Annotated in this window: 24 protein-coding genes; 14 read left to right on the plus strand and 10 right to left on the minus strand. The window is 70.3% G+C overall.

Translation table 11 applies throughout. The features are described 5' to 3' along the window. Window positions 1-57: 57 nt before the first annotated feature. Genes ACIBAE_RS27170 through ACIBAE_RS27185 form a run of 4 tightly spaced genes read right to left on the minus strand, consistent with a single transcriptional unit; the run spans window position 58 to window position 4,972 of the window. Window positions 58-1,056, minus strand: coding sequence for an ABC transporter ATP-binding protein (locus ACIBAE_RS27170; protein ID WP_399290324.1), 999 nt, complete (start codon window positions 1,054-1,056; stop codon window positions 58-60). Then, window positions 1,053-2,018 carry an ABC transporter permease subunit gene (locus ACIBAE_RS27175; protein ID WP_399290326.1) on the minus strand — a complete coding sequence of 322 codons (966 nt, stop codon included), beginning with the start codon at window positions 2,016-2,018 and terminating at the stop codon, window positions 1,053-1,055. Before ACIBAE_RS27175 ends, ACIBAE_RS27170 begins: the two co-directional genes overlap by 4 nt. After that, window positions 2,015-3,091, minus strand: coding sequence for an ABC transporter permease (locus ACIBAE_RS27180; RefSeq protein ID WP_399290328.1), 1,077 nt, complete (start codon window positions 3,089-3,091; stop codon window positions 2,015-2,017). Before ACIBAE_RS27180 ends, ACIBAE_RS27175 begins: the two co-directional genes overlap by 4 nt. Before the next feature lie 3 nt (window positions 3,092-3,094). Then, entirely contained in the window at window positions 3,095-4,972 is a 1,878-nt protein-coding gene (locus ACIBAE_RS27185) for an ABC transporter substrate-binding protein (protein ID WP_399290330.1), read from the minus strand. Between the two features lie 284 nt (window positions 4,973-5,256). Between ACIBAE_RS27185 and ACIBAE_RS27190 the strand changes: the two genes are divergently transcribed. Beyond that, window positions 5,257-5,487, plus strand: a complete 231-nt coding sequence (locus tag ACIBAE_RS27190) for a DUF397 domain-containing protein (RefSeq protein ID WP_399290332.1) — start codon at window positions 5,257-5,259, stop codon at window positions 5,485-5,487. A gap of 139 nt (window positions 5,488-5,626) precedes the next feature. Here ACIBAE_RS27190 and ACIBAE_RS27195 read toward each other — a convergent pair whose 3' ends face one another. From ACIBAE_RS27195 to eccE, 3 genes are all read right to left on the minus strand, one after another. Further along, a complete protein-coding gene (locus ACIBAE_RS27195) occupies window positions 5,627-8,053 on the minus strand; it encodes an SCO5717 family growth-regulating ATPase (RefSeq protein WP_399290334.1) in 2,427 nt (808 codons plus the stop codon). A gap of 158 nt (window positions 8,054-8,211) precedes the next feature. Beyond that, window positions 8,212-9,066: a hypothetical protein gene (locus tag ACIBAE_RS27200; RefSeq protein ID WP_399290336.1), complete on the minus strand. Its 855-nt coding sequence runs from the start codon at window positions 9,064-9,066 to the stop codon at window positions 8,212-8,214. Continuing rightward, window positions 9,066-10,364 carry a type VII secretion protein EccE gene (eccE, locus tag ACIBAE_RS27205; RefSeq protein WP_399290338.1) on the minus strand — a complete coding sequence of 433 codons (1,299 nt, stop codon included), beginning with the start codon at window positions 10,362-10,364 and terminating at the stop codon, window positions 9,066-9,068. Before eccE ends, ACIBAE_RS27200 begins: the two co-directional genes overlap by 1 nt. A 220-nt stretch (window positions 10,365-10,584) precedes the next feature. On the opposite strand from eccE, the gene eccB reads away from it, so the two are divergent. From eccB to ACIBAE_RS27270, 13 genes are all read left to right on the plus strand, one after another. Next, the gene (gene eccB / locus ACIBAE_RS27210) at window positions 10,585-12,171 is read left to right on the plus strand and encodes a type VII secretion protein EccB (protein WP_399290340.1); all 1,587 of its coding nucleotides are present in this window, start codon (window positions 10,585-10,587) and stop codon (window positions 12,169-12,171) included. Between the two features lie 224 nt (window positions 12,172-12,395). Next, window positions 12,396-12,707 carry a WXG100 family type VII secretion target gene (locus ACIBAE_RS27215; protein WP_399290342.1) on the plus strand — a complete coding sequence of 104 codons (312 nt, stop codon included), beginning with the start codon at window positions 12,396-12,398 and terminating at the stop codon, window positions 12,705-12,707. Window positions 12,708-12,765: 58 nt separating this feature from the next. Continuing rightward, window positions 12,766-13,056, plus strand: coding sequence for a WXG100 family type VII secretion target (locus ACIBAE_RS27220; protein ID WP_399290344.1), 291 nt, complete (start codon window positions 12,766-12,768; stop codon window positions 13,054-13,056). Between the two features lie 82 nt (window positions 13,057-13,138). Continuing rightward, complete coding sequence (gene mycP, locus ACIBAE_RS27225) at window positions 13,139-14,536, plus strand: type VII secretion-associated serine protease mycosin (RefSeq protein ID WP_399290346.1); 1,398 nt, start codon at window positions 13,139-13,141, stop codon at window positions 14,534-14,536. A gap of 52 nt (window positions 14,537-14,588) precedes the next feature. Next, window positions 14,589-14,948 (plus strand): hypothetical protein, encoded by a 360-nt coding sequence (locus tag ACIBAE_RS27230; RefSeq protein WP_399290348.1) that lies wholly within the window; start codon window positions 14,589-14,591, stop codon window positions 14,946-14,948. 40 nt (window positions 14,949-14,988) lie between these two features. Further along, window positions 14,989-16,578, plus strand: coding sequence for a hypothetical protein (locus ACIBAE_RS27235; protein WP_399290350.1), 1,590 nt, complete (start codon window positions 14,989-14,991; stop codon window positions 16,576-16,578). An 83-nt stretch (window positions 16,579-16,661) separates the two neighbouring features. Beyond that, complete coding sequence (gene mycP, locus ACIBAE_RS27240; RefSeq protein WP_399290352.1) at window positions 16,662-18,038, plus strand: type VII secretion-associated serine protease mycosin; 1,377 nt, start codon at window positions 16,662-16,664, stop codon at window positions 18,036-18,038. A 134-nt stretch (window positions 18,039-18,172) separates the two neighbouring features. Next, the gene (locus ACIBAE_RS27245) at window positions 18,173-18,415 is read left to right on the plus strand and encodes a winged helix-turn-helix domain-containing protein (RefSeq protein ID WP_399290354.1); all 243 of its coding nucleotides are present in this window, start codon (window positions 18,173-18,175) and stop codon (window positions 18,413-18,415) included. Beyond that, window positions 18,378-18,644, plus strand: coding sequence for a hypothetical protein (locus ACIBAE_RS27250; RefSeq protein WP_399290356.1), 267 nt, complete (start codon window positions 18,378-18,380; stop codon window positions 18,642-18,644). Before ACIBAE_RS27245 ends, ACIBAE_RS27250 begins: the two co-directional genes overlap by 38 nt. Window positions 18,645-19,240: 596 nt before the next feature. Beyond that, a complete protein-coding gene (locus ACIBAE_RS27255; protein WP_399290358.1) occupies window positions 19,241-19,699 on the plus strand; it encodes a hypothetical protein in 459 nt (152 codons plus the stop codon). A 422-nt stretch (window positions 19,700-20,121) separates the two neighbouring features. Beyond that, window positions 20,122-20,463 carry an ArsR/SmtB family transcription factor gene (locus tag ACIBAE_RS27260; protein WP_399290360.1) on the plus strand — a complete coding sequence of 114 codons (342 nt, stop codon included), beginning with the start codon at window positions 20,122-20,124 and terminating at the stop codon, window positions 20,461-20,463. A 3-nt stretch (window positions 20,464-20,466) separates the two neighbouring features. Then, window positions 20,467-20,973 (plus strand): SRPBCC family protein, encoded by a 507-nt coding sequence (locus tag ACIBAE_RS27265; protein WP_399290362.1) that lies wholly within the window; start codon window positions 20,467-20,469, stop codon window positions 20,971-20,973. Continuing rightward, the gene (locus tag ACIBAE_RS27270) at window positions 20,973-21,593 is read left to right on the plus strand and encodes a dihydrofolate reductase family protein (protein WP_399290364.1); all 621 of its coding nucleotides are present in this window, start codon (window positions 20,973-20,975) and stop codon (window positions 21,591-21,593) included. The genes ACIBAE_RS27265 and ACIBAE_RS27270 overlap by 1 nt, the downstream gene beginning before the upstream one ends. 536 nt (window positions 21,594-22,129) lie before the next feature. On the opposite strand, the gene ACIBAE_RS27275 is transcribed toward ACIBAE_RS27270, so the two are convergent. Genes ACIBAE_RS27275 through ACIBAE_RS27285 form a run of 3 tightly spaced genes read right to left on the minus strand, consistent with a single transcriptional unit; the run spans window position 22,130 to window position 25,825 of the window. Next, window positions 22,130-23,551, minus strand: a complete 1,422-nt coding sequence (locus ACIBAE_RS27275; RefSeq protein ID WP_399290366.1) for an SUKH-4 family immunity protein — start codon at window positions 23,549-23,551, stop codon at window positions 22,130-22,132. Continuing rightward, the gene (locus tag ACIBAE_RS27280) at window positions 23,548-25,479 is read right to left on the minus strand and encodes an ATP-binding protein (RefSeq protein WP_399290368.1); all 1,932 of its coding nucleotides are present in this window, start codon (window positions 25,477-25,479) and stop codon (window positions 23,548-23,550) included. The genes ACIBAE_RS27275 and ACIBAE_RS27280 overlap by 4 nt, the downstream gene beginning before the upstream one ends. A 49-nt stretch (window positions 25,480-25,528) precedes the next feature. Continuing rightward, window positions 25,529-25,825 (minus strand): hypothetical protein, encoded by a 297-nt coding sequence (locus ACIBAE_RS27285; RefSeq protein WP_399290370.1) that lies wholly within the window; start codon window positions 25,823-25,825, stop codon window positions 25,529-25,531. Window positions 25,826-26,044 lie beyond the last annotated feature (219 nt).

The following is a 26,044-nucleotide window of genomic DNA, read 5'->3' on the forward strand; positions in this document are numbered from 1 at the left end:
CGTGCGTGCGGGGGCGTCGGGGAGAAGCCCCGTCCGGCCCGTCGGGCCGGCCGGCCGTCATGACCGCGGCTCCGCTCCGGCGGTCGCCGCCGGAGCCGCCGCGTCCACCCGTACACAGGCCGCGCGCCGACCGGGTCCCGCGATCCGCAGCGGCTGGTCCTCCGTCGCGCAGACGTCGAGGGCGACCGCGCAGCGCGGGTGGAAGGTACAGCCGGACGGCAGCGCGGAGGGGTCCGGCGGATCGCCGGGCAGCCCGCGCGGGGCCCGCCGTGACGCGGGGTCCCCGATGCGCGGGAAGGCGGCGGAGAGCGCGCGCCCGTACGGATGCGCCGCCGCGTCGTACACCGCCCGCGCCGGCCCGTCCTCGACGACGCGTCCCGCGTACATCACCGCGAGCCGGTCGCAGGTGTCCGCGAGCACCGCGAGATCGTGGCTGATCATCAGCAGGCTGATGTCCTGCTCCGCGACGAGCCGTTCGATCAGCCGCAGGATCTGCGCCTGGATCATCACGTCCAGCGCGGTCGTCGGCTCGTCCGCGACGATCAGCCGGGGATCACAGGCGAGCGCCATCGCGATCATCACCCGCTGGCGCTGTCCGCCGGAGAGCTCGTGCGGATAGGCCTGCGCGCGGGCGGCCGGCAGCCCGACCTGTTCCAGCAGCTCGGCGGCGCGGGCGCGGGCGGCGGCCGGGGTGGCGCCCCGGTGCAGCAGCACCGGTTCGGCGATCTGGTCCCCGATCCGGTGCACCGCGTTGAGCGAGTGCATCGCCCCCTGGAAGACGATCGAGGCCCCGGCCCACCGCACGGCGCGCAGCCGGCCCCACTTCATGGTCAGCACGTCCTCGCCGTCGAGGAGGATCTCGCCGGACAGCTTCGCCGAGGGCGGCAGCAACCGGAGCAGTGCCAGTGCCAGGGTGGACTTGCCGCAGCCGGACTCGCCCGCGATGCCGAGCTTCCGGCCGGCGTCGACGGTCAGGTCGACGCCCCGTACGGCGGCGACGGCCGACGCCCCCGAACCGTACGTCACCCGCAGGTCCTTGATCTCCAAGGTGTTCAACGAGCCACTCCCAGCTTCGGGTTGAGCACGGCCTCGATGGCACGGCCGCAGAGCGTGAAGGCGAGCGCGACGCAGGCGATGGCGATGCCGGGCGGTGCCAGGTACCACCAGTGCCCCGACGACACCGCGCCCGCGTCGCGCGCGTCCTGGAGCATGCCGCCCCAGGAGACGACGGACGGGTCGCCGAGGCCGAGGAAGGCGAGCGTCGCCTCGGTGAGGATCGCGCTGGAGATGCCGAGCGTCGTCTGGGCGAGCACCAGCGGCAGCACGTTGGGCAGTACGTGGCGCCTCATGATGTGGCCGTGGCCGCCGCCGAGGGCCCGGGCGCGCTCGATGTACGGACGGGACTCCACGGCGATCGTCTGGGCCCGCACCAGCCGCGCCGTCGTCGGCCAGGTGGTCACCCCGATCGCGATGATCACCGTCCAGACGGAGCGGGACATGACGGTCGCCAGCACGATCGCCAGGACCAGCGTCGGCATCACCAGGAACCAGTCGGTGATCCGCATGGTCACGGTCGCGAACCAGCCGCCGTAATGCCCGGCGATGACGCCGACCAGGGTGCCGATCGCCACGGACAGGGCGGCGGCGAGCAGTCCCACGGTCAGCGAGATCCGGGCTCCCCAGACCAGCAGTCCGAGCAGAGACCGCCCGAACTGGTCCGTTCCGAGGAGGAACGCACCGCTGGGCGCCTCCAGAGCCGTCCCCGGGGCGTTGGTCACGCTCTGTACGTCACCGCCGACGAGCAGCGGCGCGAGAAGCGCGGTCAGCGCGATCAGGACGAGGCCCGCGAGGCCGGCCAGTCCGGCCCGGTGGGTGCGGTACTCCCGCCAGAAGCGGGTGACCGAGCCGCGCCGTCGCGCCCAGGCCAGTGCGGAGGCCGAGCGGGGCGCCGGCGGCAGGGAGTCCGGGGCGGGCCCCTCCGGCGGGGTGCTGTCCGGCGGATTCTTGGCGAGAGTCATCGGCCCACCCGGGGATCGAGCAGCGGATAGAGCAGGTCGGCGAGGAGGCTCATCAGGATCATCGCACCGGCGATGACCACGAACAGCCCCTGCACGAGCGGCAGATCGGGCACACTCAGCGCCTGGTAGAACAGTCCGCCGAGGCCGGGCCAGGAGAAGACCGTCTCGACGAGGATCGAACCGGCCGCCACATGACCCAGGTTGATGAAGACCATCGTGACCGTGGGCAGCAGGGCGTTGGGCACCGCGTGCCGGCGCCGTACGAGATCGTCCCGCAGCCCCTTCGCCCGCGCCGTCGTCAGGTAGTCGCTGCCCATCTCGTCCAGCAGCGAGGAGCGCATGACGAGCAGCGTCTGGGCGTAGCCGACCGCGACCAGCGTCGCCACCGGCAGTACGAGGTGGTGCGCCACGTCGAGGACGTACGCGAAGCCGGTCGTGTCGCCCGACTCCATGCCGCCGGTGGGGAACAGACCGGGGACCGGCCCGATGCCCACCGAGAAGACGATGATCAGCAGCAGACCGAGCCAGAAGGCCGGGACCGACCACAGGGTCAGCGCGACACCGGTGTTGAGCCGGTCGCCGAGGCTCCCGTTGCGCCAGGCGGAGCGGGTGCCGAGCCAGAGGCCGAGCGACGAGTAGATGACCACGGCGATGCCCGTGAGCAGCAGCGTCGCGGGCAGTTTGGCGGCGATCAGCTCGCCGACCGGCGCGTGGAACTGGTACGAGGTGCCGAGATCACCGGTCAGCGCGCGGGCGCAGTAGTCGGTGAACTGCTGCCACAGCGGCAGATCGAGGCCGAACTGCTTGCGCAGGGTGGCCATCTGCGCGGCGGACGTCGGTATGCCATGGGTCATGGCCTTGACCGGATCACCGGGGATGACCCGGAAGAGGAAGAAGCTGGTGACGAGGACGGCGAGCAGCGAGACGGCCGCGCCGCCGAGCTTGCCCGCCACGTACAGGGGATACGCGGTGTTCCTGCCGGAAGTGGTACGGGGAGTGGAGCCGGACGGCCCGGTGTGCGCCGGGCCGTCGGCAGCGTCCCGCACCGCACCGGGGGTGCGTGCGGTAGTCATGCGTTATTCACGGTCTCCTGCGGTGGAACGGCGGCGCTTCGTGAGGAAGAGCCCGAGCGCGGCGGCGACCACCACGACCCCGGCGACTCCGATGATCATGCCGGTCGAGGAGGACGAGGAGCTGCCGGAACCGGCGCCGTCATCGGCGGGCACGGCGGACCACCAGCTCCAGTAGCCGTCCTGGCCCCAGAGGTTGCCGGCGGCCTCCGGCATCGTCGTGATGGACTTGATCTGGTCCGTGCGGTACGCCTCGACGGCGTTCGGGTAGGCCATGACGTTCATGTACCCGGTGTCGTACAGCCGCGACTCCAGCTGCTTGACCAGATCGGCCCGCTTGGCCGCGTCGTACTCCACCGCCTGCTGGGCGTAGAGAGCGTCGTACTGCTTGTCGCAGATGAAGTTGTCGGTGGCGCCGCTGTCCTTCGGCGTGGCCGGGAGCGCGTCGCAGGTGTGGATGGAGAGGACGTAGTCCGGGTCGGGGTTGACCGACCAGCCGTCGAAGGCCAGGTCGTAGTCGCCCGCGAGCCAGGGGTCGGAGACGTTGTCGAGGCACTCGACCTTCAGCCCGACGCCGAGCTTCCCCCACCACTCCTGGAGGTACTGGCCGACGGCCTTGTCGTTCGGGTCGGTGGCGTGGCAGAGGATACGGAAGTCGAGCGGCTTGCCGTCCTTGCCGACGCGCTTGCCGCTGCCGTCCTTCTTGTAGCCGGCCTGGTCGAGTGTCAGCGCGGCGGCGGTCGGGTCGTACGCGAGCTTCTGCGCGTCCGAGGGCTGCCAGAAGTACGAGTCGAAGCGCGGCGGTATGTAGCCCTGGCCCTCGACGGCGTGGCCCTGGAAGACCTTGTCGATGAGGGTCTTCCGGTCGACGGCCTGGAAGAGGGCCTTGCGGACCGCGGGGTCGAGCAGCGCGGGATTGCCGTTGCCGAACTTCGCGCCGTCCCTGGACCGGGCGCCGGGGTTGGTGGCGAGGGCGTAGAAGCGGCGGCCCGGGGCGTCGTTGACCTTGATGTCCGCCGCGTTCCCGAGCGCCACGGACTGGGCCGGGGTGAGGTTCGAGACGAAGGAGACCTCGCCCTTGCGCAGCGCGGCCACGGCCGCGTCCCCGTCCTTGTAGTACTTGAAGACCAGCTCGTCGAACTTGGGCGCGCCACGCCAGAAGCTCTTGTTCGGCTTGAGCTTGATGTACTGGTCGACCTTGAAGTCCGTGATGACGAACGGCCCGTTGCCGACGACCGGGAAGGTCTTGTCGTTGTTGAACTTGGAGAAGTCGGTGACCTTCTCCCAGACGTGTTGCGGCACGATCGGCACGTCGAGCGCCGTCATCGTGGCCTGCGGCTTCTTGAGCTCGATGACCAGCGTCCGCGGGTCCGGAGCCGTGACCTTCTTGAAGTTGGCGGTGAAGCTGCCGTTGGCGGTGGCCGCGTTCTCGTCCGTCATCATCGTGTTGAAGGTCCAGGCCGCGTCCTTCGCGGTCGCCTTCCGGCCGTCGGACCACGTGGAGTCCTCACGGATGGTGAAGGTCCACGTCAGCTTGTCCGCGGACGCCTTCCACGCGGTGGCGAAGCCGGGGATCGGGTGGGCGTCCTTGGGGTCGTAGTTCGTGAGGTACTCGTACGACAGCCGCTGAATGCTGGTGCTGGTCAGCTTCTGCGCCAGGAAGGGGCTGAGCGAGTCGATGCTCTGGTTGACCGCGACGGTGAGGACCTTCTTGCCGTCCTCGGCGGCCTGGGCCTGCTGGGGCGCCGGGAGCAGCGGACCGAACGGGATCACGGTTCCGGCCACGAGCGCGGCGGAAGCGGCACCGGAAGCCAGCAGCAGACGGAGGCGGGGGCGTTGCCGGGCGGGCTGCCGCGATGTGCGCGGGGAAACTCTCTGGGCCATGGGACGGTGACCTCGTGTCATCACTCGTACGGAGAATCCGGGTTGATTCTGGTGTGCCAATTGATGAAGCGAAGGTCTATCAGCGCTGGTCGGGCCCCGTCAACGGTCGTCCAAACCCCTTGTGGTCTGCGGTAATGCGAGTGAAGGCCGATATCACGGCGGAGGCGTCGCCGTCATTGGTTTACACCAATACCGCCTCGCTGTTGAGGAACTGAAGTGGCCGCCGACGGGCTGACGGTACAGTCCTCGCAGCCCGTCAGGACCAGTGGATCGGAGTGAGCGCGGTGGCGACCGAGCAGGAGAAGGCAGAGCTGTACGCCATGGACATCAGTGGTGCCGAGTGGCTCAGCGCACCCGGTGACCCGCAGGACGAGAAGGTCGAGATCGCGTATCTGGAGGGCGGGGCCGTCGCGATGCGCAGCTCCGCCGACCCGGACACCGTGCTCCGCTTCACGGAGGCGGAGTGGACCGCCTTCGTGCTGGGCGCCCGTGACGGGGAGTTCGACCTCACCTAGGGCGCGTTGCGCAAGTCCCGCCCGGCTCGCGACCGCGCCGGCGCGCCGTCCCCCGCGTAGCACCGTACCCGGGTACGTGACAGGGTCCGACACCGTGCTGGTGCCGGACCCTGTCACGTAGTCCACCGGGACACCGCCGCTACTGCGTCCAGCCGGACGGCGGCGCCCCGGGGGGCTGCTGCTGCGGAGGTTGCTGCTGGGGCTGCTGTTGCTGGGGCTGTTGCGGGGCTCCCCAGCCCTGGCCCTGCGGCGGGAATCCGCCGGGCGGAGCGTACGGCTGCTGGGGCTGCTGGGGGTATGGCGACTGCTGGGGCGGATACCCCTGCGGCTGCTGCTGCGGGGCTCCCCAGCCCTGGCCCTGCTGGGTGCGGGCGATGTCCTCGGCCACGAGCGCCGAGAGGTTGAAGTACGCTTCGCGCGTCTTGGGCCGCATCATGGGCAGATCGACCTCGGCGCCGGCCGCGAGATGCTCGTCGAAGGGCACCACGACGACCGCGCGGCAGCGCGTCTCGAAGTGGGCGACGATGTCCTCCACCTTGATCATTTTTCCGGTCTCGCGTACGCCCGAGATCACCGTGATCGACCGCTGGACCAGGTCGGCGAAACCATGCGCCGAGAGCCAGTCGAGCGTCGTCGACGCGCTGCTCGCACCGTCCACCGAAGGGGTCGAGATGACGATCAACTGGTCGGCGAGGTCGAGCACTCCGCGCATCGCGCTGTAGAGCAGCCCGGTGCCCGAGTCGGTGAGGATGATCGGGTACTGCCTGCCCAGCACCTCGAGCGCGCTGCGGTAGTCCTGGTCGTTGAAGGTGGTGGACACCGCCGGGTCGACGTCGTTGGCGATGATCTCCAGGCCGGACGGTGCCTGCGAGGTGAAGCGCCGGATGTCCATGTAGCTGTTCAGCTGCGGGATCGCCTGCACCAGGTCGCGGATGGTGGCGCCCGTCTCCCGCCGCACCCGCCGGCCGAGTGTGCCGGCGTCCGGGTTGGCGTCGATCGCGAGGATCTTGTCCTGGCGCTCCGAGGCGAGTGTGGCACCGAGCGAGATGGTCGTGGTGGTCTTGCCGACACCGCCCTTGAGACTGATCACCGCGATCCGGTAGCAGGACATCACCGGCGTACGGATCAGCGCCAGCTTCCGCTGCCGCTCGGCCTCCTCCTTCTTGGCACCGAGCTTGAAGCGGGACGGAACCGCGTTGTTCTTACGGGACTTCGGCTGGTTGCGCAGCAGACGGTCCGACGACAGTTCGACGGCCGCGTTGTAGCCGAGGGGGGCGCCGGGCATGGCCTGCGGCGGCTGGTGGCCGCCGGAATACGGGCCGGCCGGGGCCGACCAGCCCTGCGGGTTCTGCGGGTGCTGCTGCGGCTGGGGGTTTTGCGGCTGCGGCTGCTGTGACTGCGGGGGCTGGGGCTGTGACTGCGGCTCAGCCGACTGCGGGGGCTGCTGCGGGTAGCCGTAACCGCTCTGATCTGCCGGGTGCTGCGGGTAGCCGTACCCGGGAAGCGGGCCCGCCTGCTGCGGCGGGGTCTGCTGGTACTGCTGCGGCACCGGCTGCTGGGGTCCGGGCTGCCCGTACTGCTGCGGAGCGGGCGGACCTCCCGGCTGGAACTGCTGCGGCTGCTGGTACTGCTGGTACTGCGGGGGCTGCTGCGGGTATCCATAGCCGTACCCGGCATCCGGCGGGAACGGCTGCTGCTGCGCGTCGGGCATCGGCTGCGGCGGACCGAAGCCGCCCTGGGGGGCGGCCTGTGGCGCCACCGGCGGTACGGGCTGCGCCGTCTGCGGCGGCAACGGCTGCTGCGGGAAGGGTGGTTGCTGTGCCGGCTGCTGCGCGGGTGCGGGCGCGGGCTGGTACCCCATCGGCAACGGCGGCAGTTGCTGCTGCGCGACGTGCGGGTCGGCCACCGGCTCTGCCATGGGCTCAGGTGCGGGTGCGGGTGCGGGTGCGGGTGCGGCGCCGGTCCCGGCCTCCGGCGGGGCCTGGGGCTCCGGCTCGGGGGCGGCGGCTTCGGCGCCGGCGTCGGCGTTCCGCTCCGCCGGCGGGGCCTCGGGGGAGGGACTGTCGAAGAGAGCCGCCGCCTCGGCGTCCTCGTCGGCCGTACGCAGTACGGGGAAGCTGGGCGGCGGGGGCGCCGCGGCAGGGGCCGGCTGCGGTGCCTGGGGCGCCTGCGGGGCCTGCGGGGCCTGCGGGGCCTGCGGGGCCTGCGGGGCCTGCGGGGCCTGCGGGGCCTGCGGGGCCTGCGGGAAAGGCTGTTGGACCGGCGACCCGCCCTGCGGCTGAGCCGGTGGCGGCACCTGCGGCTGCCCGGGAGCCGGCGCCGGCGGGAATCCGTAGCCGCCCGGCGCGGGGGCGTAGGACGGCGGCACGGGCGGCCCCTGTGGCGGGGGCGGCGGCACCCGCCCGTCGTCGTGCGGACCGGTGGGCGCCGCCGGACCGTTCGCCCCCGACTGGTCGTACCAAGCAGGCGGCGTGTAAACGATCTCGAACTCGCCGGTCATATCCAGCTCGCGTTCTTCGCCGTCCGGGGGAGGGCTTCCGGTGTACTCGGATCGGTCCCTGCTCACTGCACTGCCTCCTGGTCGACCGCCGTATGCGGCGTCACGAACGAGCGGATGGGGCGCGGCGTGCGCGTCCACCACGTCACCGCATCACCAGAAGAGACTAATCACCCCCGCCCGGCAAGGGACAAGCCCACCAGTCCTGGTGGCCGCCCGCCGCCGGCTCAGTCGAGCCGGCGGGCCGTGCCGAGCAGACCGGTCTCCGTATCCGTGGGCTGGGTCATCACGTACTTGCGGTGCTTGCGCGTCGACCACAGCGCGACGTTGTCCGAGAGCGACGGCAGCACATCGAGATCGCTCGCCGGGATGCCCAGGGTCTCCCGTACGACCACGGTCTCCTGGGGCGAGACGCGCTGAAGTCCGACCAGATGCGCCTGGGAGAGCCACCGGGGCGCGTACTCCCCGATGAACGGCAGTACCGTCACCACCGCCTGCCAGGGCAGGGAGCTCACCCGCCCGCGCGGCGGCCGCACACCGCAGTCACGGATCAGGACGACGGGGCTGGAGACCGAGGGCCCCTGGGCGGGTACCTGCCCCACCGGGTGCACGGTCACGCACTGCTGACCGCCGCCCGCCACCTGGGCGAGCTGCGTCCAGACCTGCGGGCGGCCGGTCTCCACGGCGACCCGCGCACCGGTCGCCGCCGAACGCAGCGCCAGCACCTGTGCCATCCACAGGCCGCCGACCAGGACCACGTCGAAGCGGGTCGGGCGGGCGAGACCCAGCACCGCTGGCTGGTTGTCCGTGTCCATGCCGATGACCACGCCGTCGTCACCGATCGGCATGCTGATCGCCGTGACCGCGTCGGACGTGACCACGTGCCGGTTGCGGCGCGGGCCGCGCAGCCCGAACCCCGGGCTGAAGATACGCCGCAACTGCTGCGGCGCCGCCGGCTGCTGGACGAGCGGGATCAGGCCGGTGTCCGTGGGCGAGGCCACGTGCGCGGGCCTGCGGTCGGGACCACCGGGCTGCTGGTTCGGGGGCGGGGACGGTACGGGGGTCGGGGCGGGGTAAGACATCAGTACGTGCCTCCCAGCGGCAGCGTGGCGAGCACTCCGGGCACCTGTTCCCGGTCGAGACGGACCAGGCCCACCTTGGCGGCGCCCGCGGCGCGCTCCAGTTCCTGGCGGACGTTGGTCAGTTCGTCCTCGCCCCGGCCGGTGATACGCACATGTCCGGCGACCGAGGTGCCCCGGTTGCCGGCGCGGCTCAGCGTCAGGCTGAAGGTCGAGGCCAGCACCGGCAACGAGGTGAAGCGCGTGACCAGGTGCGGCATCGCGAGCCCGTCGGCCCCGAGCTGCGGCCAGCGGGAGATCCAGTACGTGCTGTGCCAGCGGTCGTCGACACGCCAGCTCCGCACCGACTCGGCCGTACGGCGCTGCGGCGGCCGGCCGTCCTGACCCTGCTGCACATTGGCACGCGGGTTCAGGCAGCTCGACGTCGCGATCGCCTGCACGAGCTCGTTCTCGTCGAGGATCGTCGCCTCGAACCCGGCGCCCGCCAGCCGGCTCGCCAGCTGGTCGGCGACGCGCAGCAGCGCCCGCTGGGTCCCGGGCACACCGTCCCCGCGTGCCGCGACGGCCTCGGGGCACAGCTCGGGGTCGAGTTTCAGCGCGATCCACGTCAACCGCAGTGCGGGCGAGCCCGCTTGGGCCTGGATCGGCGCGTACGACCGGGCGGACACGGACTGCGCGGGCAGGTGCGGCGCCGGCGCCGGCTGGGTGTGCTGGACGACCTGCGCCGAGGCCAGCCGGATGCCGTCGACCTCCAGGGCGTCCTGGATCAGGTCGAGCGGAAGCTGACGGTCGCCGATCGCCGGGCGCAGCGGCTGGTCGCCGGGCTGCACGAAGAGCACCGCCGTCAGGAACGTGCCGTCCCCGATCATGCCGATGGAGCGGTCGTCACGGGAGACGAAGCTGTACGTCCGCAGCGCGGGATCGCACTCCACCGCCGGCGCCAGCCACGGGTCCGTGCCCGGCGGTACGGGCAGCTTGGCGGCGCGCTGGCGGCGTTTGAGGGCGCGCACCGCGTCGTACGACTCCAGCAGCGGACGGTGGTGCAGGCGCAGGACCGCGAGCAGCAGCATCAGCGCCGCTACCACGACGGCGGGGACCAGCAGCCGGTGGTCGATGACCCAGGCGACCACCACGACCGCCGCCGCGCCCTCCAGCAGCACGAGCTGCTGCAGCCGCAGGGGGCCGATGCTCCCGGGCCGGGGCAGCGTGCGCGGTGACGCGGAGGTGACGGCCGCGGGGGCCGGGGCCGGTGGCCGCGAGGTGCGTTGGTTGCGTCGTCGGGTGCGGGTTGGGCTGGTCATCCCCCGGGACATCCCTTTCCGAAGTGGTGGCCTACTCCGCGTCGTTCGTGCCTGTTCGTCGTGGTTCGTGGTCGGTCGTGCTGACGAGGCGGGAGACGCATGCGAGTGGTTACCGTACAACCCCCTTGCCCCCAGGGGGACAAGCGGGCAGTGCATAGTAGGGGGCTGCTCGGGTTGAACAGGCCACATGTACGACGTGATACGGGGAGAACAGGCATACATGGCAACGCGTAAGGATGAGCTCAGCGCCTACTCGTTCGCTCGCAAGCGCACCGTCGCCGCGTTCCTGGCGCCGTCGCCCGGCGGGTCCGACGAAGGGGCGCCCCGCCCGCTCCGTACCATCATGCCCAGCATGGTGGTGGGGGTCGTGCTGGTCGTGGGCTGTATCGGCTGGGGCGTCATCAAACCGACCGCGCCCAAGGGCTGGGACAAGCCCGGCGAGTACATCGTCGTCGACAGCGATTCCACGACCCGTTACGTGGTCGTCCCCGACCTGGCGGCCGACGGCAAGAAGGTCCCCACCCTCCACCCGGTCCTCAACTACGCCTCCGCCAAGCTCCTGTTGGACAAGGACAAGGGCAAGGTCATCGAGGTCCCCGGCGACGAGATCGACAAGAGCGGCCTCCCGCACGGGGCGACGCTCGGCATCCCGTACGCTCCCGACCGGCTGCCTGACGCCGACGACGCCGAGAAGGCGAAGGCGTGGGCCGTCTGCGAGCGTCCCGCCTCCGGCCCGGGGACCTCTGTCGACCGGGGGGTGTTCGTCCTCGACGCCGCCGACGCGAAGGCGGTCACCGGCAAGGGCGCGCTGTCCCCGCGCGAGGTGTTGTACGTGGCCGATTCCGCGACGGGCTCCGAGTACCTCGTCGACGGCGAGGGCACCCGCTTCCCGGTCGGCGACCCGGAGCACGGTGACCAGACCGGGATGGAGCAGCTGCGCACGGCGGTCATGGGTATCTCGCCCAAGCCGCAGAAGGTCAGCAAGGAGTGGCTGGCGACGCTCAACAGCGGCGGCACCATCGCATTCCCGGAGGTGCCGGACCTCGGCCGGCCCACCGAGGTCGCGGGAATGCCCGACGAGGCCGGCACGGTGGGCCGGGTGCTCAAGGCGCAGGCCGCCCAGGGCACGCAGTACTACGTGGTGCTGAAGGACCGGATCGCGACCGTCTCCCCGTTCGTCGCCGAGCTGCTCAAGGGCTCGCCGGACGCGAAGCAGGCGTATCCGGACGCCGAGATCGCCGACATCCGCGTCAACAGCCAGGACGTCATCGCCGCCAACGGTGGTCAGGCTCCGGGCTTTTACCAGGACAAGGGCTGGCCGGAGCAATTCCCGAGGCAGGCGAACAGGGCGGTGGGGAAGGCCGGCGAAGGGCGCACCACATCGTGCAGCGTCTACAAGGGCAGCGTCGGGAGCGACGGGAAACCGCAGCTCGCGACCTGGGCGGGAACGGCGTATCCGAAGAGCGTGATCGCCGATTCGCTGAACGCCTTCGTCTCGTCGGGATCCGGCCTGCTCTTCAGCGAGGTGAGCGGAGCGGCGGCGGGCGGCGGCGCGACCTACCTGCTGACGGATACGGGGCTGCGCTATTCGCTGCCGGTCAACAATGACACCTCGGCGGAGGGGAACGCGGCGGCGGTCACCGGAGACGGCGAGTCGGCCGAGGCGTCCGAGACGGACAAGGCGCGTACGCGGCTCGGCTACGAGAAGGTCGCCCATATCGCGGTCGTACCCGCCACCTGGGCGGAGTTCATTCCGAAGGGGCCCACGCTGGACACCGGCAGTGCGAGCCAGCCGCAGAGTCAGTGATAAGTGGTGGCCAACTTCCTTGGATGAGTCCATACTTGACGGGTAGTTTGGCATGCACATCGTTAATGTCACAGCTCTGTGTGAGGTCTGTGAGCGATGGCTTCCGCCCGTAGTTCCGCGGCGGGCGGACGCTAGACTCGGTGCGGCACTCAACGATGTGCGGCTTAGCCCGGGAGGCCGCGAGGGCGTCCCGGTCATCGACAAAGCATGGGGGAAGGTGCACCATGGCCGGTCAGTTTCAGGTAACAGAGGACGAGCTTCGCGTCCTTTCGGGGAAGATCGACACGGTTCGCGGTCAGGTTCAGGGCGAGATCTCACGTCTTAACGGCGTGATCGATCAGATCGCTTCCGGCTGGAAGGGGCAGGCGGCCTCTTCGTACCAGCAGCTGCAGAACCGTTGGAACGAGGACGCCAAGCGGATGAACGACATCCTGTCCGACATCAAGGAAGCCGTCGACTCCACGCGTACCAACTACAGCGCGTCGGAGGAGCAGCAGAACTCGGAGATCAGCAAGATCATGTCCGACTTCGGCTGATCAGCTGTTCTGAACCAGATCATTCCGAATTCCGACTTCCTTCTTCCGAAAAGGAGCGTTGGCGATGTCCATCCTCGTCAATTTCGCCACGATCACTCAGGCGTCCACCGACGTCCAGAGCACGGCCGGCCGCATCAAGCAGCAGCTCGACGACCTGGAGGCGGCCGTCAAGCGCGTCGCCAACACCTGGGAGGGCGAGGCTCAGCAGGGCTACCAGGCCAAGCAGCAGCAGTGGGACACGACTGCGGCTGACCTGCACGCCACCCTTCTGAAGATCGCCTCCGCGCTGCAGAACTCGGCCGACAACTACCAGTCGACCGAGAAGAGCAACGCGGCGACCTGGGGCTGACCCACGGCGCTGAGGGGCCGGCCCGGCAGCGGTGCTGACCGGGTCGGCCCCTCTCCGTATCGGTCATGAACAGTCCTCTGTCATGAAGAAGCGAAACACCACCGTCGTCGAAGCCCTGGGAGTCCTGAACATGGGGGTCCTGCTGCCCCGATCGCGCACGCGCGCACGTACCCGCACGCGGGGGACCGACACACTGCGGCGGGTCCTCGGCGTGCTCGCGGCCACCGGCCTGTGCCTGTCGGCGTCCCCGGCCGCGCCGGCCGACGCCTCCCCTTCCACCTCCGGCCCTTCCACCTCCTCCCCTTCCACCTCCTCCCCTTCCACCTCCGGCCCTTCCACCTCCGGCCCGGGCCCGGACACGACCGACTTCGGCCTGACCTCCAGCTCCGAATGCGTCTTCGGCGGCGGCAACATCACGGCGACGCCGTGGTCGCTGCAGCGGATCCTCCTCGACCAGCTCCGGGGCGAGTCGACCGGAAAGGGCGTCACCGTCGCCGTCATCGACACCGGCGTCGACGGCACCAGCGCCCAATTGGGCCCCGCCGTGATCGACGGCAAGGACTTCGTCGGCTCGACGAACGGCACCCAGGACGTCGAAGGCCACGGCACGCGGGTCGCGGGCATCATCGCCGCGCGCGCGATCAAGGGGACCGGCTTCGCCGGCATCGCACCGGACGCCAAGATCCTTCCGATCCGCTACACGGGCGCCGAGGACAAGCAGGGCGACTCGGCCACGATGACGGAGGCGATCAGATACGCCCTGTCCCGGGGCGCCGAGATCATCAACATCTCCTCGGACACCACGGGCCGCAAGGACAACATCGATCTGCGCAACGCGGTCCAGGACGCCGTCGACGCGGGGGTCCTGATCGTCGCGGCCGCGGGCAACGACGGCGCGGACGGCACGTCGGCCCGGACCTACCCGGCTTCGTACGACGGAGTGCTGGCTGTCGCGGCATCGGACCGCAACGACGAACGGGCGTACTTCTCCCAGGCGGGCGACTTCGTGGACGTCGCGGCCCCGGGCGTCGGCATGGTCTCGACGGTCCCGAAGGGCGGTCAGTGCACAGCGGACGGCACAAGCTTCGCCGCCCCGTACGTGACCGGCGTGGCGGCACTGCTGAAGGCCAAGAACCCGGACTGGACGGCGGCCCAGATCTCCACCCGTATCCAGGAGACGGCCAAGCGCCCCGGCCGCGGCCCCAACCGCTTCCTCGGCTGGGGCGTGGTCGACCCGGTCGCGGCCCTGACGGACGACTCCACCCCCGCGAACGCCCCGGCACTGACCCCCCGGGCGGACATGGGCGCGGCCAAGGTGATCCCGATGGAAGTCACCATGGGAGAGAGCGACGCGGACCGCGACCGCCGCGTCGCGATGTACGTGATGGGCGGCTCACTGGTGCTGGTGCTCCTGGTGAGCGGCAGCGGCGTGGTGCTGCGCGACTGGCGCCGCAAACAGGCGGCGGCCGCCGCGCGGTAGGGCCGTCCCGACCGGGCGGCAAGGACTGGTACACGGGGAGAGGAACGGGGATATGGCGGACGGCACCGGGATGCGGGTCGACCTGAGCGCGATGGACGAGGTCATCCGGAAGCTCTGGGGACTGCTCGACGACATGGACAAGGCCGGTAGCACGGCGAAGTACAACACGGAGATCCCGAAGCATGCTCTGGGTCACGACGACTTCATGGAGTCGGCGGAGCTCCATACGGCTCACACCGAGATGAAGTTCAAGGTCGAGAGCACCATCAACCTGCTGCACGGACTGATCAAGGAGTTCGGGACGAACACCTCCGCGGTCCGGGACAAGTACAACGACCAAGAGGGTGCGGTCAAGAACAACATGGGGGGCAACTCTGAAGCGCCCCGGCCCAAGAACGCGCTCTCCAGTTGAGCGGAATCCGGGCAGTGGTGTCTCACAGAGGGGATGTTCGATGACGTACCCGTATTCGCCCCAGGACTACGAGGCGATGGAGAAGGTCCGTAAGGACCGCATCAAGCAGAAGCACGACGAGCGGCTCGAAAAGCAGGCCAACGGCGGGCAGGGCCGGCCCACAGGTCTCGACACCACCTTCATGAACTACTCGATCAAGGGCCTGAAAAGGATGATCGAGAACACGGATCCGGGCCAGATCTACGAAATCAGCCAGCACTGGAAGCAGGTCCACCTGATCCTCTCCGGTGGAGACGGCGACGGGACCGTGGGGGGTGTGGACTCGGTCTCCAGCGGCGACAGTATCGCCGGCATGCTGGACAAGGCCGTGAAGGACGTCCTTGACCACTGGGAAGGCGCGGCCGCCCAGGCGTTTTCCCGCAAGGCTCAGGACATCTCCCGGAACATCAAGAATGCCGCGGCCTACGCCAACCTCGCCTCGGGTCAGATGCACTTGGTGCAGCAGGACCTGCGGCAGGCCAAAGAACAGATGCGGGAGATCAGGGAACCTGGCTTCTTCGACAAGGTCGGGGACGCGTTCTCCAACGACGAAAAAGACGACACCCAGTTGCAGAAGGACCTCGCGAACGGTGTCAACGCGAGGGCGGCGGCCGAGGCCAATGCGGACTCCCTGGTCGCGGCGAAGGAAGAGCAACTGAAGGCCGTGGCTCTGATGGAGAGCCTGGGGGCCAACTACAAGGTCTACGCGAAGAACCTCTCCGACAACGCGGTCCGTGACGACCAGCGCAGGGACATTCCGCCTCCCAGCAGTGATGTCGCGGTGCCTCCACCCGTCACCGTACCGACGCCGTCGGCGACCGGCCCCGGCGCGGCAGGCGCCGTCGCCAAGCCCTGGAGCGCCGGCGATGCGAACGCGATCGGTGGCGCCCCTGCGGCGCCGACCGGTTCGGTGCCGCCCGGTGGTCAGCATCTTCCCCCGACGATCGGCACCAACATCGACAGCTTGGCTCCGGGTCAGTTGGGCGCGGGCCCGGGCCTGGGCTCCGTCGGGTCCGGCGCGTCCGGTGGGGGCGGCACGGCAGGCGGTGGCTTCGGGAGTGGGGCCATCCCCCCTGTAGGTGGTGTCGGACTCGGTAGCGCCGGCGGAACTCGTGGCAGCCTCGGAGCGGCGGGCGGCCGGGGAATCCCGGGCGCCACTTCCGGCGCGACGAGCGGCCGTGGCGCCGCAGGCGGTGGCGCAGGTGGCGCCGGCGCCGCGGCGGGTCGCTCCGCCGGTGGCCGTCCTGGTGCGGGCGGTATGGGTGGTGGCGCCGGGGCCGGCGCCGGCCGTGGTGGTGCGGGAACCGGCGGCCGTGGCTCCCTCGCCCGGGCGCGCGGGGGTGTGGTCGGTGCGGCCAAGGGGGTGACCGGCAAGAGTGCCGGCACCGGCGCGGGCGGCGGTCTGCACGGCAGCCGGGGTGGCTCGCAGAGAAGTGCCACGCCAGGTGGTGGCATGGGGGGCGCGGCGGGACGCGGTGGAAAGCGGTCCGACAAGGAGAACGGCGGCGACCGTCCGGACTACCTGGTCGAGGACGAGGAAACCTGGGTCTCCGAGGACCGGCGCCGGGTGGTGCCGCCGACCGTCGAGTAGCCGCCGAGCGTTCCGGCGGATGGATTTGTCGATTCGCACCCGAGGGTCGGCACAGCTGCGTGTAGTGGAGTGAGGAGCAAGGAATGGGTGTCAAGCGAGTCTGGTCCGCGACGGGAGTTGCGGCCCTGACGGGAGCCTTGCTCCTCACTACGGCCCCAACGGCTTCGGCGGACTATATCCGCGACAAACAATGGGCACTTGAGGCCTTCGACGTGAAGAAAGTAGCGTCCGAATCCGAGGGCCAGGGAGTCACCGTGGCGGTGGTGGACTCCGGTGTGGACGGAAGTCATCCTGATTTGGCCGGTCAGGTGTTGGATGGAAAAGATTTCACTCAGGGCGGTACGGACGCCGGGGCGGACCAGAACGGCCATGGCACGCGCATGGCAGGGATCATCGCAGGGCGCGGGCACGGATCCGATCACTCCGCCGGTGTCATGGGATTGGCGCCGAAGGTGAAGATCCTGCCGGTTCGTGTCTCGCAGACAGGAAAGGGCGATCTCGATCCCACGCAATGGGGCGAAGGTATCCGATACGCAGTTGATCATGGCGCATCGGTGATCAATCTGTCCTTCGGGGACAGTGCCGGTACGCCAGGAAGTGATGGAGCGAAAGCCATCGCATACGCTCAGGAGCACGACGTGGTGGTCGTGGCGAGTGCGGGAAACGATGGAATCGACACCATTGAGTACCCGGCGGCGCTTCCGGGTGTCGTGGCGGTGGGCGCCGTCGACGAGTCCCTGAAAGTGTCAGACAGATCAAATTATGGTTCCGGAATCACCCTTACGGCTCCGGGCGAGAATATCACCAGCGTAGACCCGGCCAGTTCCAGTGGTTATTCGGAAGCCACTGGTACCTCCGACGCGACTGCTTTTGTTTCGGCCGAAGCGGCTCTGGTGCGCTCAAAATTTCCGAACCTTACGGCCGGTCAGGTCATTAATCGCCTCATCAAGTCGGCGACGTTCCTGGACAACAAGGTCGAGAAGGTGCCCGATGAGAAGTTCGGATACGGGATGATCCGTCCGTACAACGCTCTGACGATGGATATCCCGGCCGGTCCCAAGGAAGGCCCACTCGCTCAGGCCGCGGTGACTCCGGAACCGAATGCGGCGCCGGGTGGCAGTGATGCGTCCGCTGCCGGGAAATCCGCTTCTCCGGCAGGGGGTCTTTCCCCCGGGAGGATCATCGCGATCGTCTTCGGTCTGGCAGCCGTCGTCGTCATCGGGATCGTCCTCGCGGTGGTTCTCCGTCGTCGCAACCGTGGCGGCCCCGGCGGCGGAACCCCGGCCCCGGGCGGTTACCCGAACCAGCCGCCGTACCCCACCCCCTACCCGGGCCAGGCCCCGCCGAGCGGCGGCCCCAATCCGTATGGGCACTACGGACAGCAGCCCCCGTCTCAGGGCCGGCAGCCGGGCGGCGACGCCGACCCGTACCGCCGGCAGCCCCCATATCAGGGTCACTAGCGCGCGGATGGTGCGGCTACGTATGGCGGTGGGGGCTTAAGGGGCCCACGGGTGGGCCGACCAGCGGTGGACGTTGGCCCGGGTGAAAACGTTGATCGGCCGTCTGTTCCACGTCTCGTACACGTGGAGGGCACGTGGAGGGCACGTGGCGGCCGCTGCGGCGGCACGGCTGGTCCTGGCAGCAGCCCGCCCGGCGCGCGATCGAACGCGACGAGCACGCGGTGGGGCTGTGGAGACGGGAGGTCCGGCCACGGGTAAGAGCACTGCGGCGGCGTCTGATCGCTGGTCAAGCGCGACATCAACCTCGCGGCGGCCGACCCAGGCCAGATCACCCAGGCGGTGAAGCGCCGGCTCCAGCAGATCCAGTACCGCCCTGATGTGGTCGACGGCTGTCTCGCCGGCGCCGGCCTGAGCATGGATCCGGGCCCTGCCGGAAGCGGTGATGCGAATGCCCGACCGCTGACGGCGCCTGGTGTGGCAGCATCATCGATTTGCTGGGACGCGCGTACGCGGCCCGAGCCGCAGGCAGATTCGTCGGTCACGGTGGCTGCTGTGATCGTCGCCGACGCCGGCTGGGTGATTCACGGCAGCCTGCCGCTTGCGTGAAGCGCGTGAGCTTACCCCGCACAGCATCTCTGTCGATGAGGCGGCGGTAAGGCGGACGGTGCGCGAGGATCTCCGGCTGTGGGACCCGCGCGCGGAGTGGCCGCTCTTCATCGGCCCGCGGCCGCCGGCTTTCCGTTGTTGTTCTCATGCTTTGCGCGGGGCTGCTTCTGCTCGACATGGGTCCGGGCCCGCGCCGGCTGGTCGGAGGTATCGCTGTCCTCACCATGCTCCGGAGCCTTGCCTCGTATCTCGATGCGGGCAAGCCCCTGAGCGGCCGTGTATCCCGGAAAGGTGCCATCCCCGACTGAAGGCGGACCGGTGTTTCCACGAACGAGGCCTGTGGCGTGTCGAGTTGGACCTCTGCCGTCCACGGCGGTGGTACCGGTCCGTCGTCGCACCGCTGCGCTACGGTACCCGTCGGGACGCGTTCGCCGGGGTGGACGCGCAGACGGTCCGATGCCGCGCGGCAGCCGGCGGACGAGGCGTCCCGGCGCACTCGGGACGCGCGGTCAGGAGGCCGCCGGGAGTGGGTAGGTGCCTGGTCCGGTCCACGGGTTCCTGTCCGACCGGACACGACGAGAGACGAGGGCAGAGAGATGGCGAAGCAGACGCCCGACCCGGCGGACCCTTCCACGGTCCACGGCGGCGGGGTGTCGGACGAGGCACTGGAGCCCGCGCAGCTCCGCTCGCTGAACTCCGCGCTGCGCAAGCTCGCCGACGGCGGCGGAGAGGCGAACAGCGCACTGCGTGAGAGCGCGCAGAAGTTGCTGTCCGGGCGCCTGACCCTGCGCGACGCCCTCGACGACCCCTCGGCTTCCCGCGGGCTGCTGACCGGCACCGCCTCCCTGCGGAGTACGTGGGACGCGCTGTCGGAGGAGGAGCGTGCGGAGGTACGGGAACGTGGAGCCGAGCGCGCTTCCGCACCCGGGTCCGTGCCCGGCCCCGTCCCTGAGTCCGGGCACGCCTCCGAGCCGGAGCGTCCCTCCGGAGGGTCCGAGGGGCCCGGGAAGAAGGCTTCCGGGCGACACCGCGGCGGATTCTCGCTCTACCTTTGATCTTGGCCGGTGCTCCGCTGACCCGGCCGGTGCTCCGTTGTTCACGGCGGGGGTGAAGGCCGTCTCGGCACTGCTCGGACCCGGACGTGAGCACGGGTCCGCGGCTGGTCAGAGACGCGCTGGGCTGCCGCGTCGCATTCCGCGTCGCATTCCACGTCAGTTCCGCGTCCAGATCCTCGAAGCCGAGCCCGAGCCTCACCGTGGGCCGGAAGTCGTCACGAACATGGTCACGTCCGCCGAGGGGACTTTTCCCGAACACCAAGCGTGACGGTTTCCGCCTGGACCAGGTCAGCCGCGCCGATCGCCGGGATCTGTCATCGCTCAGTTTCCGCAGCCGCTGACAAGGGTCACGATCGTCATCTGACATGACCGCCTGATTCCTTCCACCTTGACGCATGCCGATATCGGCATACGATTGCCTCATGGCACGAGCAGCGACGACCTCGGACGTCTTCAACGCGATCGCCGAGCCGCAGCGCCGGGAGATCCTGGTACTTCTGCGGGCGGGCGAGCGGTCGGTGACCGATTTGGCCCAGGAGCTGGGGATGACCCAGCCGGGGGCGTCCAAACACCTGAGGGTGCTCCGGGAGGTCGGGCTGGTGTGTGACCGCAAGGCAGGCAAGCAGCGCCTGTACGGTCTTGACGCCGGCGGGCTGCGGCCCGTCCACGAGTGGACCGGCGGTTTCGAGCAGTTCTGGAACGAGAGCTTCGACCGACTGGACGCCTACGTGCGGGACCTGAAGCAGACAAGGAAAGCGGAGTAGCTGATGAGCACGCCAGAACAAGGAACGCCGGCGCAGTCGGCGACAGCCGACCGCGAGATCGTCACCTCCCGGATCATCGACGCCCCACGGGAGCTGGTGTTCGAGGCGTTCACCGGCGTCCGGCACCTGTCGCGATGGTGGGGACCGGAAGGGTTCACCACCACCACGCGGGCGTTCGAGTTCCGCGTCGGCGGAGAGTGGGACTTCGTGATGCACGGACCGGACGGGACGGACTACCAAGAGTGGATCACCTGGACCGAGCTCGCCCCGCCGGAACGGATCGCGATGCTCCACGGTGAGACCCGCGACGACCCGAACGCCTTCGAGTCGGTCCTCACGTTCGAGCCCGACGGTGCGGCGACCCGGATCGAGATGCGCACGGTGTTCCCCACCAAGGAGCTGCGCGACGAGGCGGTCGAGAAGTACCACGCGATCGAGGGCGGCCGGCAGACCCTGAGCAACCTGGCTACGTACGTCACCGAGATCGCGCGGAAGGGGGAGGAGGGCTGATGGCCGGGAAGGTGTTCTTCAGCGTGTCGATGTCGCTGGACGGTTTCATCGCGCCCGAGTCCCCCGAGGAATTGATGGGGCGGCTATGGATGGAACTGCAGCAGTGGATCTTCCCGCAGCGGTTCTTCCGGGAGAACGTGAAGCTCGGCGAGGGCGGCGAGGAGGGGCGCGACAACGACATCGTGCGGGAGACGTTCGAGCGCACCGGCGCGAGCGTGATGGGCAAGCACATGTTCGACGCCGGGGAGCAGATGTGGCCGGAGGAGGCGCCGTTCCACACGCCGGTCTTCGTCGTGACGCACGAGAAGCGTGACCCCTGGGAGCGGCCGGGCGGGACCACGTTCCACTTCGTCAACGACGGCATCGAGTCCGCCCTCGACCAGGCCCGCGAGGCCGCCGGTGATCGCGACGTCCGCATCGCGGGCGGCGGCGCGACGATCCTGGAGTACGTGAACGCCGGCCTGATCGACGAGTTCTCGATCGCGCTCTCACCCGTGCTGTTCGGCTCCGGAATCCGCCTGTTCGAGGGCGTGGACGCCGGCCGCGTGGCCCTGGAGCAGGTCCGCGCGGAGCCCTCCCCGAGGGTGACGCATGTGACCTACGCCGTCCGGGAGCGGTAATTGTCCCGACCTCAGCGCTCTCCCGCCGAGGTCGGCTGGCCGCGTACGGGCCCGGCCCGCCCTGGCCGCGACGACGGATGGCGATACGTCCGCTATCCGCGCGACCGCGACCTTCAGCGCGAGATCCAAGAAGGGCTTCGGCGTCGTCGAGGGCTGGAACGGCGCCAACGACATCATCTTCCCCGGCAAGAGCGGGGAGCTGAGTCGCAACCGTCGTGACCAGCAAGAACTCTCTGCCTGACCGACGAGGACAAACGCCACCTGACCCCGCTGTTCCGGATGCACATCCAGCCCGACGGCGAGGTACGGCTGACTATGGGCCGCCGACTTCAGCTCGCGCAGCCCGACCCCAGAACCTCACCCGACCCCAGAACCTCGGAGGACCCCGGCCACGGCCGGGGTCCTCCGACATGCGCGCATACGGAGCGCCTTCGGTCCGAAAGCTCCTGGCAGGTTACGTGTCACCTGGTTCGCCGCTCCTTCACGGCGCCCCCTGTTCCGCGTGCCGCTTCACCCCGCCCGGCTTCAAAGCGCGCTCAGAACAGCCCGTGCCACATCTGTTCCACCACCAAGGACCACCAGTTTCCCGCGTCGTCCAGTGCCGTGGCGTCCAGCGCCACGAGCCGCTCCTGGAACGCGGCGACCGCCAGACCCGCCGCGACGGGGTCCAGGCCCCGCATCCGCCGCCGGGTGGTGGCGAGCAGGGCGAGCGAGCCGAGGTACGCGGCGAGGGACTCGTTCACGCGCCGGCCCGTCGCGTCCTGCGCCGAGATCGCCCAGACCGGGCCGAGCGTCTCCGGCGGGTCCTCCGGTGCCGGGCACTGCACCGTGATCACCGCCGTCCCGTCGGATCCGATCCGGACATAGTTCTCCAGGATCTCCAGGGAGCGTGCGCCCACCTCGCTCCCCAGCTCCCGCAGATGCGTCGCGGCGTCCGTGAACAGACCTCCGGCCGGCGGCGCGTCGGACCGGTCGGCCGTGAAGAAGAACGGCAGGTCGGCCGGGAGACCGGTGCGGGTCAGCGTCGCCTTCGCGGTGTCCGGCAGCACGGTGCCCGCGATGTCGTCGGGGTCGTAACGGCGTACCCCATCAGCACCGAAGACCTCGGTCAGATGGTGGCCGAGCGCCACATCGGGCAGCGGCTCGGCCGGTGCCACGTCCGTCGGCACCGGAAGGCGGTACGGGCGCGGCGGGGGCTGCCGGCCGGCGATCCGGCTCATCAGCTCGGCCTGCTGGACGAGGCCGGCGACGCCCTCGGCACGCTCCTCGGGCAGGAGGCCGTAGTTCTGCGTGCACGAGAACCGGGCGCGGGGGAAGGCATGGAGAACCCGCGCGGTATAGCCGCCGGGCAGCAGGCTCGGGCGCAGGTCGGTGTGGATGGCGACGACATGGTCCGTGGGGACGTTCATGCGCCGCAGCTCGGCCCACGCCTGGTGCTCGACGGGCGGCAGGCCCGGCCCCGCACTGCGGGAGAGGCTGGTCTCCTCCCCGTTCGCCGGGTCCAGGTAGGTGAAGACGGCCGTGTTGCCCGGCCCGGTGACGGGCCTGGCGCTCGTGTCCGCCGTGGCGCCGCCGTGCTTCCGCTGATACATCCGTACGACTTCCTCGACGGGCACGGAAGGCCAGAGGGTCAGCTCGCCGGAGCGCCGGTCGACGACCCCGCAGGCGTTCCCGAAGTCGGCGGGAGGCCGCCGCTCTCCCGTCAGCGGGTCGCGCTCGGGCGGCGTCGGCGCGGCCCAGACGACCCAGCCGAGCTCGAATTCGTACATCGCGACCTCGCGGCGCGGCGCCTGTGGGTCAGGAGGATTGAGCCACTGATCGGCGGTGGCGAGTGCCTGCGCCTGGCTGATCACGACGAGACTCCTTGGTAGGTCGTACGGGGCGGGTCGTACGGGCTGGGTCGTACGGGGGGTGGGTACGGCAGAGGTCGTACGGGCACGGGCGAGGCTATCGCTCACGCGCGGGGGCGGATACGAAGGGCCTTGGCCCCCTGCCCGGTCGCGACCACCAGAATGCCGTCCGGCGAGAGATCGGCACCGGCGAAGGGGATGTCGGAGACCAGAGCGGCCACCACCTCCTCGGTCGCCCGCTCCCAGACCCGCAGGTAGTCGGCGCCACGACTGAGGACGAGCGGAGCGGCGGCGCGTTTTTCCTCGGAAGGGCGCAGAATCCGCCCCGGGTCCACCGCGCCGAGCCGCCCGGGCCCCAGGAGGCCGTGCACGAGTACCGCGGCGTCGCCGGAGGGGGACGCACCAGGTGTACCGAAGGGGACGACGAGGGCGGCGACCGGCAGGGGCTCCCCGTCCGGCCGGGGGAGGACGCCGACCGTGACGGCGCTGATCCCCGGGGCCCGTACGCTCCACAGCGTCTGCCAGGGCAGCTCGAAGCCGAGCCGGCCGATGGCGGCAGCGTATTCGGGCAGTTCGTCCTCGACGAACGCGGTCTCCAGCAAGGCGGCACGCGCCTCGGCGCCCACCTGGTTACGGGTGAGCAGCGGGGCGGTGCGCCGGTAGGTGAGGGCCGGCGGGCCCAGTGTCCCGGGGTCGACGGCCTCGACGGCCGCCCGCAGCACCACGGGATCGGCGTGCACGAACAAGCTGGGATCCGTGAGGAGTTGGGGAAGCAGACCCGCCGCGAGGGCGTGCGCGGCGATGTGATCGCGTACGTACGGGTCGGCCCGGCTCCAGTCCTGGTCGGGCACGGCTTCGAGGAGCGCGACCGCGATCCGTGACTGTGCGGCGCGGACATCGGGCAGCCGCGCGCGGATCTCGTTGCCGATGGCGGGGTGCAGCAGGCGCAGCGACATACGCCCGCCGCCCGCGCCCCCGTCCGTCCCCTCTTCCCCCTCCTCGTCCGCCGGTTCCTCCTCCACAAGCTCCACGAAGGGGCCGGCCAGCAGCATTCCGCCTGCGATCTCCTCGCTCAGGTCGCGCCCGGCGACGGCCCGGGCCAGCCGACCCCACAGCTCCGTCGGAAGCCCCGCCCCCTCGGCGAGGGCGAGAGGCGCGAGCATCAGCCGTAGCGTCCGTGGATCCGCTCCGAGCCGACGGGCGTGCAGATCGAGAGCTTCACCCACGCTGGACGGCAGAGCCGTCTCGTCGGCGGGGTCAAAGCCCTCCGGCGCCATCAGGACGCCGCTGACGGCGAGCCGTACGACGAGCGCGCTGGTGCCCGCCCGCCGGCCGATCGCCCCCGCGAGCGCCCGGCGGGCGCCGGGATCGGTGGTGAACGCCGGCTCCGGGGCACCGGCCGCCGGAGTCAGCGACGTCTCGGCATACAGGACGAGCCCCTCGGGATCGGCCCACGGGGGTTCGTCGAGATCGATGATCTGCGCGGTGCCGGGAGGCAGGTCCTCGACCAGCTCGGCGGCGTACGCGCGCGGCAGGTCGGCGAGGAGACGTACGGTCCCCGTCGCCGCGAGAGGCTTCAACACCTCGCGTACGAGCCTGGCCGGTTCGTCCGCCGACCGTACGGGCCCCGCACGGTCGACGTCGGGGACGACGACGGTGACGGGCCGGTCGAGCGCGGCGAATTCGGCGAATATCTCTTCGGCACGGGAAGCCCGCAGCCCGAAGTGGTCGGCGAGCGTCCACAGGACCTGCGCGGCGGTGAGCCCCTCCGGGCCGGGTACGGCGGGGGCGGGCAGCTCGGGCGGCACCGTCACGGGATCCAGGTCGTCGAGCGGCAGCAGCCCCCGGAACTCCGGGTCGCAGAGCATCAGGAACCCGGTGAGCAGTCGCGAGACCCCGCTGCCGGGGGCCCCGGTGAGTACGACCACGTGGGGTGTTCCGGGCCATTCCATCCGCCACGCGGCGAGCGCGCGGAGCGCGGTGTTACGGCCGCCTATGTGGGGGTGAGGTGCGTAGTCTCTGGTCGCCGTGGCCATGGGTTCCCGTCCTCCGTCCGTACGGATACGTACGTGTGAGCCCCCGATTCTATGATCGGGAGCCGGGGCGGTAGTGCCTGCGGAAGACTTCGGCGGCCTGCTCCGGCGGGTAGTTGGGGACGGTCGCGATATCGCCGCTGTCCTTGGTGACGACGAAGCTGCTGCCGCCGGGCTGTGCGGGCCGGGGGACGCCCCCCTGGTCGGTGGGCCGGGGGAGAACGCCGTACACCACGTATCCGAGGTCGAACTCGTGCACGTGCAGCGGTGCCGGTGTGTCGTCCGGCAGGGTCGGCTGCCCGAACCGTCTCCGCACCAGGTGCACGGCTTCCCCGGGCGTGCGTGGCACGGGCTGGTCCTCGGGTGAAGGGCTTCCTGGACTCATCACGGTGTTCCCTTGGCCGGGGACGGTCGGCCGCCCGCCGGCTCGATCGACGCTCTCGATCCGTCCTCGCGATCCACTTTCTGCCCGCCGCCGGCCGGTCGCGGCCGAGCGTCTCCGGGCCCCACCCGGCCTCGTCCGGCAGCATGATCGACTCAGCGGCACAACTTCCGTCGTACGGCAGGA

The sequence above is a fragment of the Streptomyces sp. NPDC051569 genome, assembly GCF_044454085.1.
Lineage (GTDB): Bacteria > Actinomycetota > Actinomycetes > Streptomycetales > Streptomycetaceae > Streptomyces.

Coding starts and splice junctions, on each gene's coding strand:
- ACIBAE_RS27200 (WP_399290336.1), bottom strand. CDS start 9,066: ATGTCTTACCCCGCCCCGACCCCCGTACCGTCCCCGCCCCCGAACCAG.
- ACIBAE_RS27175 (WP_399290326.1), bottom strand. CDS start 2,018: ATGACTCTCGCCAAGAATCCGCCGGACAGCACCCCGCCGGAGGGGCCC.
- ACIBAE_RS27215 (WP_399290342.1), top strand. CDS start 12,396: ATGGCCGGTCAGTTTCAGGTAACAGAGGACGAGCTTCGCGTCCTTTCG.
- eccB (WP_399290340.1), top strand. CDS start 10,585: ATGGCAACGCGTAAGGATGAGCTCAGCGCCTACTCGTTCGCTCGCAAG.
- mycP (WP_399290352.1), top strand. CDS start 16,662: ATGGGTGTCAAGCGAGTCTGGTCCGCGACGGGAGTTGCGGCCCTGACG.
- ACIBAE_RS27255 (WP_399290358.1), top strand. CDS start 19,241: ATGGCGAAGCAGACGCCCGACCCGGCGGACCCTTCCACGGTCCACGGC.
- eccE (WP_399290338.1), bottom strand. CDS start 10,364: ATGACCAGCCCAACCCGCACCCGACGACGCAACCAACGCACCTCGCGG.
- ACIBAE_RS27260 (WP_399290360.1), top strand. CDS start 20,122: ATGGCACGAGCAGCGACGACCTCGGACGTCTTCAACGCGATCGCCGAG.
- ACIBAE_RS27265 (WP_399290362.1), top strand. CDS start 20,467: ATGAGCACGCCAGAACAAGGAACGCCGGCGCAGTCGGCGACAGCCGAC.
- ACIBAE_RS27235 (WP_399290350.1), top strand. CDS start 14,989: ATGACGTACCCGTATTCGCCCCAGGACTACGAGGCGATGGAGAAGGTC.
- ACIBAE_RS27180 (WP_399290328.1), bottom strand. CDS start 3,091: ATGACTACCGCACGCACCCCCGGTGCGGTGCGGGACGCTGCCGACGGC.
- mycP (WP_399290346.1), top strand. CDS start 13,139: ATGAAGAAGCGAAACACCACCGTCGTCGAAGCCCTGGGAGTCCTGAAC.
- ACIBAE_RS27270 (WP_399290364.1), top strand. CDS start 20,973: ATGGCCGGGAAGGTGTTCTTCAGCGTGTCGATGTCGCTGGACGGTTTC.
- ACIBAE_RS27280 (WP_399290368.1), bottom strand. CDS start 25,479: ATGGCCACGGCGACCAGAGACTACGCACCTCACCCCCACATAGGCGGC.
- ACIBAE_RS27230 (WP_399290348.1), top strand. CDS start 14,589: ATGGCGGACGGCACCGGGATGCGGGTCGACCTGAGCGCGATGGACGAG.
- ACIBAE_RS27185 (WP_399290330.1), bottom strand. CDS start 4,972: ATGGCCCAGAGAGTTTCCCCGCGCACATCGCGGCAGCCCGCCCGGCAA.